The 16807-nt window shown below is 65.1% G+C and carries 14 protein-coding genes; 7 read left to right on the top strand and 7 right to left on the bottom strand.

Going from position 1 to position 16807, the window contains the following annotated elements:
• Window positions 1-11: 11 nt before the first annotated feature.
• From JN280_RS09830 to JN280_RS09805, 6 genes are all read right to left on the bottom strand, one after another.
• On the bottom strand, window positions 12-2999 hold the full coding sequence (locus JN280_RS09830; RefSeq protein ID WP_202311797.1) for a 2-oxoglutarate dehydrogenase E1 component: 2988 nt from the start codon (window positions 2997-2999) through the stop codon (window positions 12-14).
• A gap of 132 nt (window positions 3000-3131) precedes the next feature.
• Window positions 3132-4034 carry a succinate--CoA ligase subunit alpha gene (gene sucD / locus JN280_RS09825; RefSeq protein WP_202311795.1) on the bottom strand — a complete coding sequence of 301 codons (903 nt, stop codon included), beginning with the start codon at window positions 4032-4034 and terminating at the stop codon, window positions 3132-3134.
• A gap of 91 nt (window positions 4035-4125) precedes the next feature.
• Window positions 4126-5319 (bottom strand): ADP-forming succinate--CoA ligase subunit beta, encoded by a 1194-nt coding sequence (sucC, locus tag JN280_RS09820; protein WP_202311794.1) that lies wholly within the window; start codon window positions 5317-5319, stop codon window positions 4126-4128.
• A 13-nt stretch (window positions 5320-5332) separates the two neighbouring features.
• Window positions 5333-6301, bottom strand: a complete 969-nt coding sequence (gene mdh, locus JN280_RS09815) for a malate dehydrogenase (protein ID WP_202311793.1) — start codon at window positions 6299-6301, stop codon at window positions 5333-5335.
• A gap of 304 nt (window positions 6302-6605) precedes the next feature.
• The gene (gene zapE, locus JN280_RS09810) at window positions 6606-7784 is read right to left on the bottom strand and encodes a cell division protein ZapE (RefSeq protein ID WP_202311792.1); all 1179 of its coding nucleotides are present in this window, start codon (window positions 7782-7784) and stop codon (window positions 6606-6608) included.
• Window positions 7785-7821: 37 nt separating this feature from the next.
• Entirely contained in the window at window positions 7822-8352 is a 531-nt protein-coding gene (locus tag JN280_RS09805) for an AprI/Inh family metalloprotease inhibitor (protein WP_202311791.1), read from the bottom strand.
• Between the two features lie 555 nt (window positions 8353-8907).
• On the opposite strand from JN280_RS09805, the gene JN280_RS09800 reads away from it, so the two are divergent.
• The 7 genes from JN280_RS09800 to JN280_RS09770 all read left to right on the top strand — a co-directional run bounded on the left by JN280_RS09800 (window position 8908) and on the right by JN280_RS09770 (window position 15855).
• A complete protein-coding gene (locus JN280_RS09800; RefSeq protein WP_202311790.1) occupies window positions 8908-9936 on the top strand; it encodes an MBL fold metallo-hydrolase in 1029 nt (342 codons plus the stop codon).
• A gap of 88 nt (window positions 9937-10024) precedes the next feature.
• Window positions 10025-10906, top strand: a complete 882-nt coding sequence (gene dapF, locus JN280_RS09795) for a diaminopimelate epimerase (protein ID WP_202311789.1) — start codon at window positions 10025-10027, stop codon at window positions 10904-10906.
• Window positions 10906-12189 (top strand): tRNA (N(6)-L-threonylcarbamoyladenosine(37)-C(2))-methylthiotransferase MtaB, encoded by a 1284-nt coding sequence (gene mtaB / locus JN280_RS09790; RefSeq protein WP_202311788.1) that lies wholly within the window; start codon window positions 10906-10908, stop codon window positions 12187-12189. Before dapF ends, mtaB begins: the two co-directional genes overlap by 1 nt.
• An 11-nt stretch (window positions 12190-12200) precedes the next feature.
• Window positions 12201-13982 (top strand): signal recognition particle-docking protein FtsY, encoded by a 1782-nt coding sequence (ftsY, locus tag JN280_RS09785; RefSeq protein ID WP_202311786.1) that lies wholly within the window; start codon window positions 12201-12203, stop codon window positions 13980-13982.
• A 2-nt stretch (window positions 13983-13984) separates the two neighbouring features.
• Window positions 13985-14629 (top strand): septation protein A, encoded by a 645-nt coding sequence (locus JN280_RS09780; protein ID WP_202314666.1) that lies wholly within the window; start codon window positions 13985-13987, stop codon window positions 14627-14629.
• 142 nt (window positions 14630-14771) lie between these two features.
• Window positions 14772-15386, top strand: a complete 615-nt coding sequence (locus JN280_RS09775) for a pyridoxamine 5'-phosphate oxidase family protein (RefSeq protein WP_202311784.1) — start codon at window positions 14772-14774, stop codon at window positions 15384-15386.
• A 301-nt stretch (window positions 15387-15687) separates the two neighbouring features.
• Entirely contained in the window at window positions 15688-15855 is a 168-nt protein-coding gene (locus JN280_RS09770; protein ID WP_202311782.1) for a hypothetical protein, read from the top strand.
• Between the two features lie 31 nt (window positions 15856-15886).
• Here JN280_RS09770 and JN280_RS09765 read toward each other — a convergent pair whose 3' ends face one another.
• Window positions 15887-16762, bottom strand: coding sequence for a bile acid:sodium symporter family protein (locus JN280_RS09765; RefSeq protein ID WP_202311780.1), 876 nt, complete (start codon window positions 16760-16762; stop codon window positions 15887-15889).
• Window positions 16763-16807 lie beyond the last annotated feature (45 nt).

Raw genomic sequence — 16807 nt, 5'->3', positions numbered from 1 at the left:
CGCCTTTACCGTTATTCGCCGAGCGCATCCTCGAGGAAGGCCTCGAGCTGCGCCAGATGCTTGGACATGAGGCCGGTCGCCGGCGACGCTGCCGCCGGGCGCCCGGTGTAACGCACCCGCTGATGCTTCGCGTCGATATGGGCGAGCACCCATTCCAGATAGGGGTCGATGAACGACCAGGCTCCCATGTTCTTGGGTTCCTCCTGGCACCACACCATCTGCGCGTTGCGGAAACGCGACAGCTCGTTGATCAGCGCCTTGGCCGGGAACGGATAGAGCTGCTCGACACGCAGCAGGTAGACATCGTTGATGCCGCGCTTCTCACGCTCCTCGTAAAGGTCGTAATAGACCTTGCCCGAGCACAGCACGACGCGGCGGATCTTGGAGTCCTTGACCAGCTTGATCGCCTGACCGGGCAGGTTCTGCGCGTCGTCCCACAGGAGACGGTGGAACGCGCTTTCGCCCGACATGTCGGCCAGCGTCGACACCGCGCGCTTGTGGCGCAGCAGCGACTTCGGCGTCATCAGGATCAGCGGCTTGCGGAAGTCGCGCTTGAGCTGCCGGCGCAGGATATGGAAATAGTTGGCCGGCGTGGTGACGTTCGCCACCTGCATGTTGTCTTCCGCGCAAAGCTGGAGGAAGCGCTCCAGGCGCGCCGACGAGTGCTCCGGCCCCTGGCCCTCATAGCCGTGCGGCAGCAGGCAGACCAGCCCCGACATTCTGAGCCATTTGCGTTCGCCCGACGAGATGAACTGGTCGAAGACCACCTGGGCGCCGTTGGCGAAGTCGCCGAACTGGGCTTCCCACAGCGTCAGCGCCTTGGGCTCGGCCAGCGAATAGCCGTATTCGAAGCCGAGCACGGCTTCTTCCGAGAGCATCGAGTTGATGACCTCGTAGTTGGCCTGGGCCGGCGACAGGTTGTTGAGCGGGATGTAGCGGGTCTCGTCGCGCTGGTCGTAGAGCACGGAATGGCGCTGCGAGAAGGTGCCGCGCTCGGAGTCCTGGCCGGACAGGCGGATCGGGTTGCCGTCGAGCAGGATCGAGCCGAAGGCCAGCGCCTCGCCGGTGGCCCAGTCGATGCCCTCGCCCGTCTCGATCGCCTGGCGGCGGTTGTCGAGGAAGCGGCCGATCGTGCGGTGGACCTCGAAGTCCTTCGGCACCTCGGTGAGCTTCTTGCCGACCTCCTTCAGCGTCTTGGCCGGCACAGCGGTCTTGCCGCGCCGGAGTTCATCCTGCTGGTCGGCCGTCCTCAAGCCCGACCAGGCGCCGTCGAGCCAGTCGGCCTTGTTCGGCTTGTAGGCATGGCCGGCCTCGAACTCGGCCTCGAGATGCGCCCGCCAGTCGGCCTTCATCTTGTCGATCTCGGCCTGGCTGGCCAGCCCTTCGGCAATCATCTTCTCGCTGTAGAGCTGCAGCGTCGTCTTGTGGGCACGGATGGTGCGGTACATGATCGGCTGGGTGAAGGCGGGCTCGTCGCCTTCGTTGTGGCCGAAGCGGCGGTAGCAGAACATGTCGATCACCACCGGCTTGTGGAACCGCATGCGGAACTCGATGGCGATCTTGGCCGCGTAGACGACGGCCTCCGGATCGTCGCCGTTGACATGGAAGATCGGCGCCTCGATCATTTTGGCGACATCGGACGGGTAGGGCGACGACCGCGAGAAACGCGGATTGGTCGTGAAGCCGATCTGGTTGTTGATGATGAAATGCAGCGTGCCCGCAACGCGGTGGCCGCGCAGGCCGGACAAGCCGAGAATCTCCGCGATCACGCCCTGGCCGGCGAAGGCGGCGTCGCCGTGCAGCAATAGCGGCAACACCTTCGCGCGTTCGGCGAGCGGCACGATCTCCTCGCGCGTGCGGCCGTAGAGCTGGTCCTGCTTGGCGCGCGCCTTGCCCATCACGACCGGGTCGACGATCTCCAGATGCGACGGGTTGGCGGTGAGCGACAGATGCACCTTGTTGCCGTCGAACTCGCGGTCGGACGAGGCGCCGAGATGGTACTTCACGTCGCCCGAGCCCTCGACGTCATCGGGGGCGAAGGAGCCGCCCTTGAATTCATGGAAGATCGCGCGGTGCGGCTTGGCCATGACCTGGCTGAGCACGTTGAGGCGGCCGCGATGGGCCATGCCCAGCACGATCTCCTCCATGCCGAGCGAGCCGCCGCGCTTGATGATCTGCTCCAGCGCCGGGATCAGCGATTCTCCGCCGTCCAGGCCGAAGCGCTTGGTGCCCTTGTATTTGACGTCGATGAACTGTTCGAAACCCTCGGCCTCGATCAGCTTCTGCAGGATCGCCTTCTTGCCGGCCGCGGTGAAGGCGATGCCCTTGTCGACGCCTTCGATACGCTCCTGTATCCAGGCCTTCTCCTCGGGGTCGGAGATGTGCATGAATTCGACGCCGAGCGTTGAGCAATAAGTGCGGGCCAGGATCTCCAGCATCTGCCGGATGGTCGAATATTCGAGCCCCAGCACGTTGTCGATGAAGATCCTGCGGTCGTAGTCCGCCTCGGTGAAGCCATAGGAGGTCGGCGACAGTTCGTCATAGTCCTCGATGGGCTTGGCGAGCCCGAGCGGATCCAGATTGGCGTGGAGATGGCCGCGCATGCGATAGGCGCGGATCATCATGATGGCGCGCACGGAATCGCGCGTCGCCTGCATCACCTCGCCATCCGACAACGGCAGCCCGGCGGCGGCCGCCTTGTCCTTCACCTTCTTCTCGATGTGCTTCTCGACGAGGCCCCAATTGCCGTCGAGCGCGCAGACGAGCTCGCCATTGGCGACCAGCGGCCAGCTCGGAGTGGACCAGGAAGCGCCCCTGGCGTTTTTCCTGACGTCGCCGGCATCGTCCTGCAGCGCGCCGAAGAAGTCGCGCCACTCGGAATTCACCGAGGACGGATCGTCCTGATAGCTGGAATAGAGCGCCTCGATATAGTCGGCATTGCCGCCATAGAGGAAAGAGGTGAGGGAAAACTGGTCGTTGGCTTGATCTTGCCGTGCCATGTCCTTGATCGGAGCGTCAGCCCCGTCTCCTATTCAGGGGTGAATGGCAAAATGGTGAATGGTGAATGGAAGCGTCGCAGTTGGGCGAGCTTGCCTCTTCCATCCATTCACCACTGACCATTCACCATTCACTTACCCCTTGATCGCCTCGAGCAACGTCGTGCCGAGCCTCGCCGGCGATGGCGAGACGCGGATGCCCGCCGCCTCCATCGCCGCGATCTTGTCTTCCGCGCCGCCCTTGCCGCCCGAAATGACGGCGCCGGCGTGACCCATCGTGCGCCCCGCCGGCGCGGTGCGCCCGGCGATGAAGCCGGCCATCGGCTTCCGGCGCCCGCGCTTTGCCTCGTCCTTCAGGAACTGCGCGGCATCTTCCTCGGCCGAGCCGCCGATCTCGCCGATCATGATGATCGATTTGGTCTCGTCGTCGGCGAGGAACATCTCGAGCACGTCGATGAACTCGGTGCCCTTCACGGGATCGCCGCCGATGCCGACAGCGGTCGTCTGGCCGAGCCCCGCATTGGTGGTCTGGAACACGGCCTCATAGGTAAGCGTTCCCGAGCGCGATACAACGCCCACCGAGCCCTTGCGGAAGATGTTGCCCGGCATGATGCCGATCTTGCATTCGTCGGGGGTGAGCACGCCGGGGCAGTTCGGCCCGATCAGCCGCGACCTGGACTTCTCGAGCCTGGCCTTGACCTTGACCATGTCCATGACCGGGATGCCCTCGGTGATGCACACGATCAGCGGGATCTCGGCCTCGATCGCCTCGATGATGGCTTCTGCCGCGCCTGCCGGCGGCACATAGACCACCGAAGCATTGGCGCCGGTCTTCTCCTTGCCATCCGCCACGGAGGAGAAGATAGGCAGGGCCTCTCCGGCGGCGCCCCTCCAGGTCTCGCCACCCTTCTTCGGATGGATGCCGCCGACCATCTGGGTGCCGTGGTAGGCAAGCGCCTGCTCGGTGTGGAAGGTGCCGGTCTTGCCGGTCAGGCCCTGAACCAGGACCTTGGTGTCTTTGTTGACGAGAATGGACATTCGGGTTCCGTCCGTTCGATTGGGATAGGGTTGACGGCGAGAAGCCTGCCGCGGCGGCCGCGCCTGGCGCGCGCCGCGGCAGGCCTGCGCCTTAGCCGTTCACCGCCGCGACGATCTTCTTCGCCGCGTCGTCGAGGTCGTCGGCCGGAATGACGTTCAGGCCGCTCTCCCTGAGGATACGCTTGCCCAGTTCGACATTGGTGCCTTCGAGCCGCACGACCAGCGGAACCTGCAGCCCGACTTCCTTGACGGCCGCGATCACGCCCTCGGCGATGACATCGCATTTCATGATGCCGCCGAAGATGTTGACGAGGATGCCTTTGACCGCGGGGTCGGCGGTGATGATCTTGAAGGCTGCCGTCACCTTCTCCTTCGACGCGCCGCCGCCGACATCGAGGAAGTTCGCGGGCTCCGCGCCATAGAGTTTGATGATATCCATCGTCGCCATGGCCAGGCCCGCGCCATTGACCATGCAGCCGATATTGCCGTCGAGCGCGACATAGGCGAGATCATGTTTCGAGGCCTCGATCTCCTTGGCGTCCTCTTCGGTCGTGTCGCGCAGTTCCATCACCTCCGGGTGCCGGAAAAGCGCGTTGTTGTCGAAGGAGATCTTCGCGTCGAGGAGCCGCAGACGGCCGTTGGTCATGACGATCAGCGGGTTGATCTCGAGCAGGCTCATGTCCTTCTCGACGAAAGCCTTGTAGAGCGCCGGGAACACCTGGGCGCCGTCCGTCGCCGCATCGCCGGAGAGCTTCAGCGCCTCGTTGAGCCTGGCCACGTCCTCGCCGGTCACGCCGTTGTCCGGGTCGATCGCCAGCGTGACGATCTTCTCCGGCGTGTCATGGGCCACGGCCTCGATGTCCATGCCGCCCTCGGTCGAGACGACGAAGGCGATGCGGCCGACCGTGCGGTCGACCAGGATGGACAGATAGAGTTCGCGGTCGATGTCGGCCCCGTCCTCGATGTAGAGGCGGTTGACCTGCTTGCCGGCCGGTCCGGTCTGCTTGGTGACGAGCGTGTTTCCGAGCATCTCGTTGACATTGGCCACGACCTCGTCCGCCGAGCGCGCCAGCCTGACGCCACCCTTGGCGTCGGTGCCGAGTTCCTTGAACTTGCCCTTGCCGCGACCGCCGGCATGAATCTGGCTCTTGACCACATAGAGCGGCCCCGGCAGTGCCTTTGCCGCCGCGGCAGCTTCTTCCGCCTTCAGCACCGCCACGCCTTCGGCGACCGGCAGGCCGTAGGCCTTCAGCAGTTGCTTTCCCTGATATTCGTGGATGTTCACGGGAGCCGCCTCCTTAGTTCTTGCCGAGATTCGGCGCGATGTTGACGCAGGCCTCGCACAGGCCCTGCACCGCCCCCACCGAATTCTCGAACATCTTCTGCTCGGCCTTGTTGAGGTCGATCTCGATGATGCGCTCGACGCCGCCGGCGCCGATCACGGTCGGCACGCCGACATACATGTCCTTGACCCCGTACTGCCCCGAAAGATAGGCAGCGCAAGGCAGGACGCGCTTCTTGTCCTTGAGATAGGCTTCGGCCATGGCGATCGCCGAAGAGGCCGGCGCGTAATAGGCGGAACCTGTCTTCAGCAGGCCGACGATCTCGGCGCCGCCGTCGCGGGTGCGCTGCACGATGGCGTCGAGCTTCTCCTTCGAGGTCCAGCCCATCTTGACGAGATCGGGCAGCGGAATGCCGGCCACCGTCGAGTAACGGGTGAGCGGCACCATCGTGTCGCCGTGGCCGCCGAGCACGAAGGCGGTGACATCCTCGACCGAGACCTTGAACTCCTCGGCGAGGAAGTAGCGGAAGCGGGCCGAGTCGAGCACGCCGGCCATACCGACGACATGGCTCTTCGGCAGGCCGGAGAACTTCTGCAGCGCCCAGACCATGGCGTCGAGCGGGTTGGTGATGCAGATGACGAAGGCCTTCGGCGCATATTTCCTGATGCCGGCCCCGACCTGCTCCATCACCTTCAGATTGATGCCGAGCAGATCGTCACGGCTCATACCGGGCTTGCGCGGCACGCCGGCGGTGACGATGCACACATCCGCGCCCTCGATCGCCGCATAGTCGTTGACGCCGGTGAATCTCGCATCGAAGCCGTCCACCGGCGAGGACTGGGCGATGTCCAGCCCCTTGCCCTGCGGGATGCCTTCGGCGATGTCGAACAGAGTGACGTCGCCCAGTTCCTTGAGGCCGATCATGTGAGCCAGCGTGCCGCCGATCATGCCGGAGCCGATGAGGGCGATCTTGTTGCGTGCCATGTTGGAGAGTATCCCTTGTCTGAAAACCGTCGACAGACGGCGCTATGGAAGGCATGTGAGGACGGGCCGGAAGGGCCGGGATTTCGAGGCTGCCATAGCCTCGACGGCTGTAATATTCAACCGATTCTTTCGGCATCAAGTTTTTCAATCGGTTATAATGATTGGGATTTACGTAAACGTCAAAATTTGGAGATTTCGAGGATGATCCGGACACGGGGATCGAGAGAAAGCGCGTAGCGAGCAGCATCACAGGCGCGGGCGATCCGGCAAGCCTTCCTAATCCCTATTCGCTATTGGCTACTCGCTATTCGCTCCTTTCGCTCCTATGCCTTTCCGACCAGGCATCCAGCCAGTCGCGGCTCTGCATCTCCATGAGACGTGAGGCCGTGCGGTCGAATTCGAAGGCCTCGGTGCCGCGTTTGCCTTGATAGAGTTCCTGCGGCGGCGCCTCGGCGCTCATCACGAGGCGTACCTTCTGGTCGTAGAGCGTGTCGATCAGCAGGATGAAACGCTTGGCTTCGTTGCGCCGCGCCTCGGCCAGCACCGGCACGTGGTCGACGAAAATCGTATCGTAGCGTCCGGCGATCGCCAGGAAGTCGCGCGCGCCGAGCGGTTTCTCGCAGAGATCGCCGAAGGAGAAGCGCGCAGCGCGCGCAGCGGCCCTCGGCACGACGACATGGCGCCCCTTGACGCCGATCTCGGCCGGCGCCGGCGCGTGGCCGTTGGTCATCGTCTGCCAGGCGACATCCATCTGGCGGTCCGCCGCCGCGTCGACCGGAGCGAGATAGACCGGCAGGCGGTTCACACGGTCGAGCCGGTAATCCTTCATCGCATCGAGCGAGACGACCTCCGCATGCCTCTCCAGCAATCCGATGAAGGGCAGGAAGAGCTGGCGGTTCAGTCCGTCGCGATAGAGCTCGACGGGAACCACGTTGGAGGTAGCGACCAGCACCACGCCCTCGGCGAACAGCGCCGAGAACAGGCGCGACAGGATCATCGCATCGGCGATGTCGGTCACCGTGAACTCGTCGAAGCAGAGCACCCAGGCTTCTTCCGCCAGTGCCTTGGCCACCGGCGGGATGGGATCGTCCTCCCGGGTCTCGCCGTTCTTGCGAGCCAGACGCTGCTTCTGGATCCGATCCTGGACGTCCGCCATGAAATCGTTGAAATGGACGCGGCGCTTGCGCCGCACCGGCACGAGCTCGAAGAACAGGTCCATGAGCATGGTCTTGCCGCGGCCGACGGCACCGTGGATGTAGAGGCCCTTGACCGGCTCGGGCTTGCGCTTCTTCCCGAACAGCCAGCCGAGCGAGCTCGATTTGGCGGCAAGCCTCTTGGAGGCGATTTCTCCGATCAGGCGGTCGAGCGCGACCGCGACCGCTTCCTGGGCGGCGTCGCGTTCAACGGCGCCGGTCTCCACGAGGTGGCGATAGCGCTGCGCGACAGAAGGGTGTGTCTGGATGCCGTCGCGCAGATGGTGCATGAAGTCGTCTTGGCTGGAACGGGTTGGACGATGCCTATCACCGCGTCAGCGAAACCGGAACGCCGCCTTCGGTCTGACCGTCGAATTTTTCCGGGCCGGACGAGTAGAGCCTGGCGAGCGTGCCGCCGTTCTCGTCATAGAGCGTCAGCTGCTTGCCGCTGACGTTCCACGACTTGACGCCGTCGAGCGGAGCCGGGCAGCGCAACGGACCGGCGCGGAAACCGGCGCCGAACTTGGTCTGCGGGGTGGCGACCTTGCAGCTCTGGCCCGAGACCGATGCATTCCAGACGCCGGCGACATTGCCGGCGGTCAGGTCGGGAGCATCGGCCGGCGGCGCGACCGGCGTGGCAGCCGCTACATTCGTCCCGCCTGGCGCCGGCGGGAACTGGCTGGCGTCCGTCCCAGGAGCAGCCGGCGGCGGCAGTTGGGAGCCTGTCACTGTCCCGGACGGGGCCGGCGTCAGCGGCGCCGGCTGGGAATCCAGCGTCGAAAACCGCGAACTGGAACAGCCGGCCGCGGTCAGCGCCATCAGCGACACAAGAACAAGGCCCGTCTTGGAAAAATTCATCAAATCCTCCGTCGGAGCCAGTCCACGCTCCGGCCGTTGATATCATTGAACCCAAATCATCGATATTGGCTAAATTGCAACCGGATATGGTTAAAATGCGGTTTCGATCCTACAAATGTTGCGATTTTACCACGCTGCATGCTCAGCCCGGAGAATTCACCCACCGATTGATCTGCTCGGCACGCAAACAGCCGCAAGGCGCTGTGAGACGGGCCTCCCGCGGCCCGAACGGCCTGTCGACGGAGCCGACCGGCACCGTGGCCGGCCTCTCTGTCCGGGCCTCGATCCAGCCGGCGTCGGCTCTGCAAAGGCGCATCTCGAAGCAAGGACTAGCCAAACGGCAGCGCCTTTGTCAGCATCAGGAGGGGCCGCTTGCTCCAGCGCCATCGTGTCGGGTTCATTGCCAACGGTCGACAGGATCGCTCGTTGGCGCGAAGCGGAGCGGCCCGGAAGGACCGCGACGGCAACTGAGGTCGCGCGGATGCGTCAGCGCCCAGGCACATGGCATCAGATGATGGAACAAAGCGGCGGATCTGCACGTTCGAGACGACAGGGATGAGACCTCTGGCCGGAAACGTCACTCGCACCAAAAGGCGCAACCCCTATTTCCAGGGCGATGTCAGCGACCATTTCGACGGGCGCGTGTTCTTCAATCCGGGCGGCAGGCCGCCGGCCGGTTTCGCCGACCTCCTGCGCTGGCAACTGGGCGGGGAGCGCACGCCGTGGCCAGCCTCCTGGCCGAGCCCCTTTCCTTCGGCGCGACCGGCTGCGCGCGTGGCCGGCGACGAACTTCGCGTCACCATGGTCGGCCACTCCACCTTGCTCATCCAGTTCGCCGGCCTCAATATGCTCACCGATCCCGTCTGGTCGGAGCGTGTCTCGCCCTTCTCCTTCGCCGGACCGAAGCGGGTGAACGAACCCGGCATCGCCTTCGACGACCTGCCTCCCATCGACCTCGTGCTTCTGAGCCACAATCACTACGACCATATGGACGCCGCCACGCTGAAGAAGCTCCGCGCCGGACATGATCCGCTCGTGGTGACGCCGCTCGGCAACGACGCTATCCTTGATGCCGCCGCGCCGAGCCTGCGTGTCGTCGCCCGAGACTGGGGAGAGACCCTGGCGGTGACGGACCGGGTGACGATCCATGTCGAGCCGGCCCATCACTGGTCGGCGCGCGGCGCGGCGGACCGGCGCATGGCGCTGTGGGGCGGTTTCGTCGTCGAGGCCCCTGCCGGAAAGCTCTATTTCGCCGGCGACACCGGCTTCCATGGGGGCAGCATCTATCGACGGCTCGGCCAGAAGCATGGCGGTTTCCGCCTTGCCGTCCTGCCCATCGGCGCCTACGCGCCACGCTGGTTCATGGAGCCGCATCACCAGGATCCCGACGAGGCGGCCGAGGGAATGTTGCTGTGCAAGGCCGCCTGGGCCGTCGGCTGTCACTGGGGCACCTTCCCGCTGACCAACGAACCGATCGAGGAGCCGCGCGACAGGCTCTGGCGCGCACTCGAGGCGCGCAACATCGGGCGCGAATGCTTCCGGCCGATGCTGCCGGGTGAAGTATGGGACGTGCCGGCCCCCTGATCGGCTCCGCTCCAACGGGTCGCACTGGTAATTCCCGGCCGTTTCCGCCATATAGGCGCCAAACGCAACAGGCCGAAAAAGCAACGGAATGACCGCGAGGGCGAAGTTCGCAAAGATGAACGGGCTCGGCAACGAGATCATCGTCGCCGACATGCGCGGTCGCGCCGGCCGCGTCTCGCCCGCCGCCGCGGTCGCGCTCAATGCCGATCCCGCCACCCGTTTCGACCAGATCATGGCGATCCACGATCCGCGCACATCAGGCACCGAGAACTATATCGAGATCCTGAATTCCGACGGCTCGATCGCGCAGGCCTGCGGCAACGGCATGCGCTGCGTGGTGCGGGCCCTGTCGGCCGAGACCGGCCGCAGGCACTTCACCTTCGAGACCGTGGCCGGCATCCTCAACGCGAACGAGCATGCCGACGGGATGATCTCGGTCGATATGGGCATGCCGCGCTTCGGCTGGCGGGACATCCCGCTTGCCGAGGAGTTCCGCGACACGCGCATGATCGAGCTGCAGGTCGGCCCCATCGACAAGCCGGTGCTGCACTCGCCCTCGGTTGCCTCGATGGGCAACCCGCACGCCATCTTCTGGGTCGACCGCGACGTCTGGTCCTACGAACTCGACCGCTTCGGTCCGATGCTCGAAAATCATCCGATCTTCCCCGAGCGCGCCAACATCACGATCGCGCAGGTCACGGCACCGGACGCCATGGCCATTCGCACCTGGGAGCGCGGCGCCGGCCTGACCCGGGCCTGCGGCTCGGCCGCTTGCGCGGCCGCGGTGAGCGCCGCACGCACGCGGCGAACCGGCCGCGCCGTTACCGTGACCGTGCCGGGTGGACCGCTCCTGATCGAGTGGCGCGACGACGACCACGTGATCATGACCGGCCCGGCCGAATGGGAATTCGCCGGCAGTTTCGATCCGGCCACCGGTGCCTGGAACCGCGACGAAAGGGACGTTGCCTGATGGCGGTCGACATCGTCACCTTCGGCTGCCGGCTGAACACCTATGAATCCGAGGTGATGCGACGCGAGGCGGAAACCGCCGGGCTGGGCAGCCTGAAGGGCGGCGCGGTGATCTTCAACACCTGCGCGGTGACGGCCGAAGCCGTTCGCCAGGCGAAGCAGTCGATCCGCAAGGCGCGCCGCGAGAGCCCCGACGCGCGCATCATCGTCACGGGCTGCGCCGCCCAGACCGACCCCGCGGCCTTCGTGGCGATGGACGAGGTCGACCTCGTGCTCGGCAATGAGGAGAAGCTGCGCTCGAGCAACTACCGCGCTTTGCCCGACTTCGGCGTCAACGATACCGAAAAGGCGCGCGTGAACGACATCATGAGCGTGCGCGAGACCGCCTCGCATATGGTCGACGCGATCGAGGGCCGCGCCCGCGCCTTCGTGCAGGTCCAGAACGGCTGCGACCATCGCTGCACCTTCTGCATCATCCCCTTCGGCCGCGGCAATTCGCGGTCCGTGCCGATGGGCGCGGTGGTCGAGCAGGTCAAGCGTCTGGCCGGCAACGGATACGCCGAGATCGTGCTGACCGGCGTCGACATGACCAGCTACGGTGCCGACCTGCCGGGCGCGCCCAGGCTCGGAAAGCTGGTCAAGACGATCCTGAAGCAGGTGCCCGACGTGAAGCGGCTGCGGTTGTCCTCGATCGATTCCATCGAAGCGGATGACGACCTGCTCGATGCGATCGCCAACGAAAACAGGCTGATGCCGCATCTGCACCTGTCGCTGCAGGCCGGCGACGACATGATCCTGAAGAGGATGAAACGCAGGCATCTGCGCGACGATTCCATACGCTTCTGCGAGGAGGTGCGCAGACTGCGCCCCGGCATCGTGTTCGGGGCCGACATCATCGCCGGCTTCCCGACCGAGACCGAAGCGATGTTCCAGAACTCGCTCGGCATCGTCGAGGAATGTGGCTTGACCCATCTCCACGTCTTTCCCTTCTCGCCGCGCGAAGGAACACCGGCTGCCCGCATGCCGCAGGTCGACCGGGCCGTGGTCAAAGCGCGCGCCGCACGCCTGCGCGCCGCCGGCGACGCCGCCTATGCCGGGCATCTGGCGACGCTCGCCGGCACGCGGCAATCGATCCTCGTCGAGCGTGACGGCATCGGTCGCACGGAAGGTTTCACGCTGACCGCGATCGCGGCCGGCGCGCCCGGCGACATTGTCGACGCCGTGGTGACAGGCCATGACGGACGCCAGCTGCTGGCCTCCCCCCTCTCGGCCCGCGCGGCCTGACGGAACGTTCGATGGCATTCAATTTCATCAAGAAGGTCTTTTCCTTCGGCCGCAAGCAGGCTGAGGAAAAGGAGCAGGTCGAAGCGCAGCCGGCACCAGGCGCAGACGAGACGACGCGCGCTGCCGAGGCAACCCCCTCTGGCCCTTCGGGCCATCTCCCCCTCAAGAGGGGAGAGGACATCGCGCCGACCTCCCCCTCCCCCTTGAGGGGAGGGTCGATCGGCGAAGCCGATCGGGGTGGGGTCGCCGCAGAACCTGACGCCCCCATCGAGGAAGCGCCTGGCCCTGCCGAGACGATCTCGGCAGAGGCCGCTTCGGAGCCGGTTGCCGAGAAGCCCAGCGCACCTGTCGAAGAAACGGCGAGCGTCGCCCAGACGATTGCGACCGATGCGCAGCCGGCGCCAGGCGCGGACGAAGCGCCGCGCGCGGCCGAGACAACCCCCTCTGGCCCTTCGGGCCATCTCCCCCTCAAGGGGGGAGAGGATGCCGCGCCGACGTCCCCCTCCCCCTTGAGGGGAGGGTCGATCGGCGAAGCCGATCGGGGTGGGGTCGCCGCAGAACCTGACGCCCCCATCGAGGAAGCGCCTGGCCCTGCCGGGACGATCTCGGCAGAGGCCGTTTCGGAGCCGGTTGCCGAAAAGCCCAGCGCGCCTGTCGAAGAACCGCCGAGCATCGCCGAGACGATTGCGGCCGAAGCACAGCCGGCGCACGATGCAGGTGAGGCGCCGCGCGCGGCCGAGACAACCCCCTCTGGCCCTTCGGACCATCTCCCCCTCAAGGGGGGAGAGGACGTTTCGCCGACACCTGCCGGCAAGGTGACCGTCGCGAAGAAAGTGCAGCAGAAGGCCGAGGCGAAGCCGGTCGAGGCGGCACCGAAACTTTCCTGGTTCCAGCGGCTCAAGCAGGGCCTGTCGCGCTCGTCGAAGGAGCTGTCGAGCAACATTGCCGGCGTCTTCACCAAGCGCAAGCTGGACGAAGACACGCTGCAGGATCTGGAGGACGTGCTGATCCGCGCCGATCTCGGCATGGAGACCGCGATCCGGGTCACCGACGCGCTCGCCTCCGGACGTTACGGCAAGAACGTCTCGGACGACGAAGTGCGCGCCATCATGGCCGAAGAGATGGAGAAGGTCCTGATGCCGGTGGCCATGCCGCTGGAACTCGATCTCTCGCACAAGCCGCATGTGATCCTTGTCGTCGGCGTCAACGGCACGGGCAAGACCACCACCATCGGCAAGCTCGCCGCCAAGCTGGTCGAGGGCGGCCTCGCGGTCACGCTGGCCGCCGGCGACACGTTCCGCGCCGCCGCGATCGAGCAGTTGAAGATCTGGGGCGAGCGGACGGGCTCTCCGGTCGTCTCCTCCAAGCTGGGCGCCGATGCCGCCGGCCTTGCCTACGACGCTTTCGAAAAGGCCAAGCAGGCCGGCTCCGACGTGCTGATCATCGACACGGCCGGCCGGCTGCAGAACAAGGCCGAGCTGATGGCGGAACTGGAGAAGATCGTGCGCGTGCTGGGCAAGCTCGATCCGGACGCCCCGCATACCGTGCTGCAGACCGTCGATGCGACCACCGGCCAGAACGCGCTGAACCAGGTCGAGATCTTCCGCAATGTCGCCGGCGTCAACGGCCTCGTCATGACCAAGCTCGACGGCACGGCGCGCGGCGGTATTTTGGTCGCAATCGCCGCCAAGCATAAGCTGCCGGTCTATTTCATCGGCGTCGGCGAGCAGGTCGACGATCTCGAACCGTTTTCGGCAAGCGACTTCGCCAAGGCGATCGCAGGAGTGGCATGATGATGGACGAACCGATCCTCGAACGCGATCCGACCGACCCGAGGAAGAAGGAAATCAACCCGTTGCTGAAGCTCGCGCTCGAGCTCGGTCCGCTCCTTGTCTTCTTCTTCGCCAACACCCGGGGCGAGGCCCTGATCGCGCGGTTTCCCGCTCTCGGCGAATTCGGCGGCCCGATCTTCCTCGCCACCGCCCTGTTCATGGTGGCGACCGCGGTAGCGCTTACGGTGTCGTGGATCCTCACCCGCTCGCTGCCGATCATGCCGCTGGTTTCAGGCATCGTTGTCTTCGTGTTCGGCGCCCTCACGCTGTGGCTCCAGGACGACGTCTTCATCAAAATGAAGCCGACCATCGTCAACACGCTGTTCGGCGGCGTGCTGCTCGGCGGCCTGCTCTTCGGCAGATCGCTGCTCGGTTACGTCTTCGATTCGGCCTTCCGGCTCGATGCGGAAGGCTGGCGCAAGCTCACCTTGCGCTGGGGCCTGTTCTTCCTGTTCCTGGCCATCGTCAACGAGATCGTCTGGCGGACCTTCTCGACCGACGCCTGGGTAGCATTCAAGGTTTGGGGCATCATGCCGATCACGCTCGTCTTCACGCTGAGCCAGATGCCGCTGATCATGAAGCACTCGCTGGATGACGCGCGGAAGTAGAAAACCTCTTCCCACAGACGCGCAAATTTCACCGACGGCTGCTTTCCCTCTTTTCACCTCTGGTTGAACCGGCGTAACTTCCTCCGCCGCGCCAGGATCGGCCACCGTCGGAGAGCGGTGCTTTGGGGAAAGGACCGCAACGATGCAATTCGTGAGCAACCGCGACGAACTGCGGACGATCTACAAGGAACCCGGCGAAGGCGCGGTGCGCAAGGAACTGAAGTCGCTCGACTTCCATTGCCGCGGCTTCCTCGCCAAGAGCCCGTTCGTCTTGATCGGCTCCTGCGACGACCAAGGCAATGGCGACGTGACGCCGAAGGGCGACAAGCCCGGCTTCGTCGCCATCCTCGACGACAACACGATCGCCATTCCCGACCGGCCCGGCAACAATCGGCTCGACACGCTGGAGAACATCCTGGTCAACCCTGCGGTCGGACTGCTGTTCCTCATTCCCGGCATGAACGAGACGCTGCGCATCAACGGCGAAGCGCGGATCACCGCCGACAAGGCGCTGCGCGAAAGGCTGGCCGTCGACGGGCGGCCCCCGATCAGCGTCATCGTGGTCACCATCAAGGCGGCCTATATGCATTGCGCCAAGGCCTTCATGCGCTCGGAACTTTGGAAGCCCGAAAGCTGGGTGGACCGCTCCACCCTGCCGACGTTGGGCACCATCCTCAAGGACCAGCTCGCGCTCGCCGATTCCGCCGCCAAGACCGACGAGTGGCTGGACGAGAGCTACAAGAAATCCATGTGGTGAGCATCCGGCAACGCCCGTTTCGTTCCGACAGTCCAGACGCGAACATCCTTTCCGATGTCCAATACCAACCATCGATGAAATCGACGTTGAAGCGCGCGACCGCGTGGCCCACGCCTGTTGGCGCGAAAGCCGAGCGGCCCGGAGGGACGCGCCGACGTTTGAGGCGCATTGGATGTGCCATGCAAGGCGCGCATTGCTGCAATGCAGCAGTTTATTTTGCACTGCACCATGATTATGTCATGGTGCATCGGCCGGAGGAGAACAGCACGAGCGCTGGACGCGCTCCGGAAAGGACAAGACCATGATCTTCTCTACCATCGTCGCCCGCACCCAGGACCGTCTCGCCAAGCGCGCCAAGTACCGCCGCCTCGTCGCCGAGATCGAGAGCATGTCGACCCGCGACCTCGTCGACCTGCGCGCCGACCGCAGCGAGATGCTCCATCAGGCCTATCGCTCGGTCTACGGCTGAGCCGGCTTCTTCCAGCGCCAACCTTGGCGCCTCAAACCGCCGCGGCCCCGGCGCGCCGCTTGGCGAGCGCGACGAAGATCGCGGCGGTGATGTAGGCCACCAGCCCGTAGATCGCCGGCGGGATGGCCATCTCGGAATTGTTGAGCAGCAGCGGGCTCATCGCGATGGCGATGACCAGCGTGCTGTTGTGGATGCCGATCTCCATGCAGATGGCGATCGCCTGCTTGTAGCCGAGATTGAACAGTCGCGGCACGCCGTAGCCGATGGCCAGGCTGATGAGGTTGAAGGCGAGCGTCGCCATGCCGATCACCGGCCCCCAGGTCACCAGCGTTTGCCATTCGCGGATCAGTGCGACCAGCACGATCGCTGCGAGGAACACCGCCGACAGGACCTTCACCGGCCGTTCCAGCCCGAGCGCCAGCGTCGGGTAGCGGTTGCGGAGGAACATGCCGGACGCCACCGGAACCAGGACGAGTGCGAAGATCTGCAGGATCCTGTCGAATTGCAGCGGGATCACCTTGCCCTCGCCGTAGAACTGCAGCAGCGAGAAATTGACGATGATCGGTAGCGTGATCATCGCGAGAACCGAATTGATCGCGGTGAGCGTGATGTTCAGCGCCACATCGCCGCCGGCCAGATGGCTGTAGAGATTGGCTGACGAGCCGCCCGGACTGGCCGCCAAGAGCATCATGCCGACCGCGATCGCCGGCGGCAGCGCCGACAGATAGACGATGCCGAAGCAGATGACGGGCAGGATCAGCGCCTGGCAGACGAGCGCTACGACGACCGGCTTCGGCCGCGACAGCACCTTGCGGAAATCCTCCACGGTCAACGACAGGCCGAGGCCCAGCATGATGACCGCGAGCGCCGCGGGCAGGAAAATGCTGAAAACCGCGCTGGACTGCATGCCGGATCGTCCCCTGCGGACCCCCGCGATGATTCCGCGAACAGG

The organism is Mesorhizobium sp. L-8-10 (assembly GCF_016756635.1).
In the GTDB taxonomy this organism is placed as follows: Bacteria; Pseudomonadota; Alphaproteobacteria; order Rhizobiales; family Rhizobiaceae.
Note: the sequence above shows the minus strand (reverse complement) of the source record. Positions and strands in the feature narration are given on the sequence as shown.

Bases quoted from the DNA above. Each gene is read 5' to 3' on its own strand.
- JN280_RS09830 (WP_202311797.1), bottom strand. From the start codon at position 2,999: ATGGCACGGCAAGATCAAGCCAACGACCAGTTTTCCCTCACCTCTTTC.
- sucD (WP_202311795.1), bottom strand. From the start codon at position 4,034: ATGTCCATTCTCGTCAACAAAGACACCAAGGTCCTGGTTCAGGGCCTG.
- mdh (WP_202311793.1), bottom strand. From the start codon at position 6,301: ATGGCACGCAACAAGATCGCCCTCATCGGCTCCGGCATGATCGGCGGC.
- zapE (WP_202311792.1), bottom strand. From the start codon at position 7,784: ATGCACCATCTGCGCGACGGCATCCAGACACACCCTTCTGTCGCGCAG.
- JN280_RS09805 (WP_202311791.1), bottom strand. From the start codon at position 8,352: ATGAATTTTTCCAAGACGGGCCTTGTTCTTGTGTCGCTGATGGCGCTG.
- JN280_RS09800 (WP_202311790.1), top strand. From the start codon at position 8,908: ATGAGACCTCTGGCCGGAAACGTCACTCGCACCAAAAGGCGCAACCCC.
- dapF (WP_202311789.1), top strand. From the start codon at position 10,025: ATGACCGCGAGGGCGAAGTTCGCAAAGATGAACGGGCTCGGCAACGAG.
- mtaB (WP_202311788.1), top strand. From the start codon at position 10,906: ATGGCGGTCGACATCGTCACCTTCGGCTGCCGGCTGAACACCTATGAA.
- ftsY (WP_202311786.1), top strand. From the start codon at position 12,201: ATGGCATTCAATTTCATCAAGAAGGTCTTTTCCTTCGGCCGCAAGCAG.
- JN280_RS09780 (WP_202314666.1), top strand. From the start codon at position 13,985: ATGGACGAACCGATCCTCGAACGCGATCCGACCGACCCGAGGAAGAAG.
- JN280_RS09775 (WP_202311784.1), top strand. From the start codon at position 14,772: ATGCAATTCGTGAGCAACCGCGACGAACTGCGGACGATCTACAAGGAA.
- JN280_RS09770 (WP_202311782.1), top strand. From the start codon at position 15,688: ATGATCTTCTCTACCATCGTCGCCCGCACCCAGGACCGTCTCGCCAAG.
- JN280_RS09765 (WP_202311780.1), bottom strand. From the start codon at position 16,762: ATGCAGTCCAGCGCGGTTTTCAGCATTTTCCTGCCCGCGGCGCTCGCG.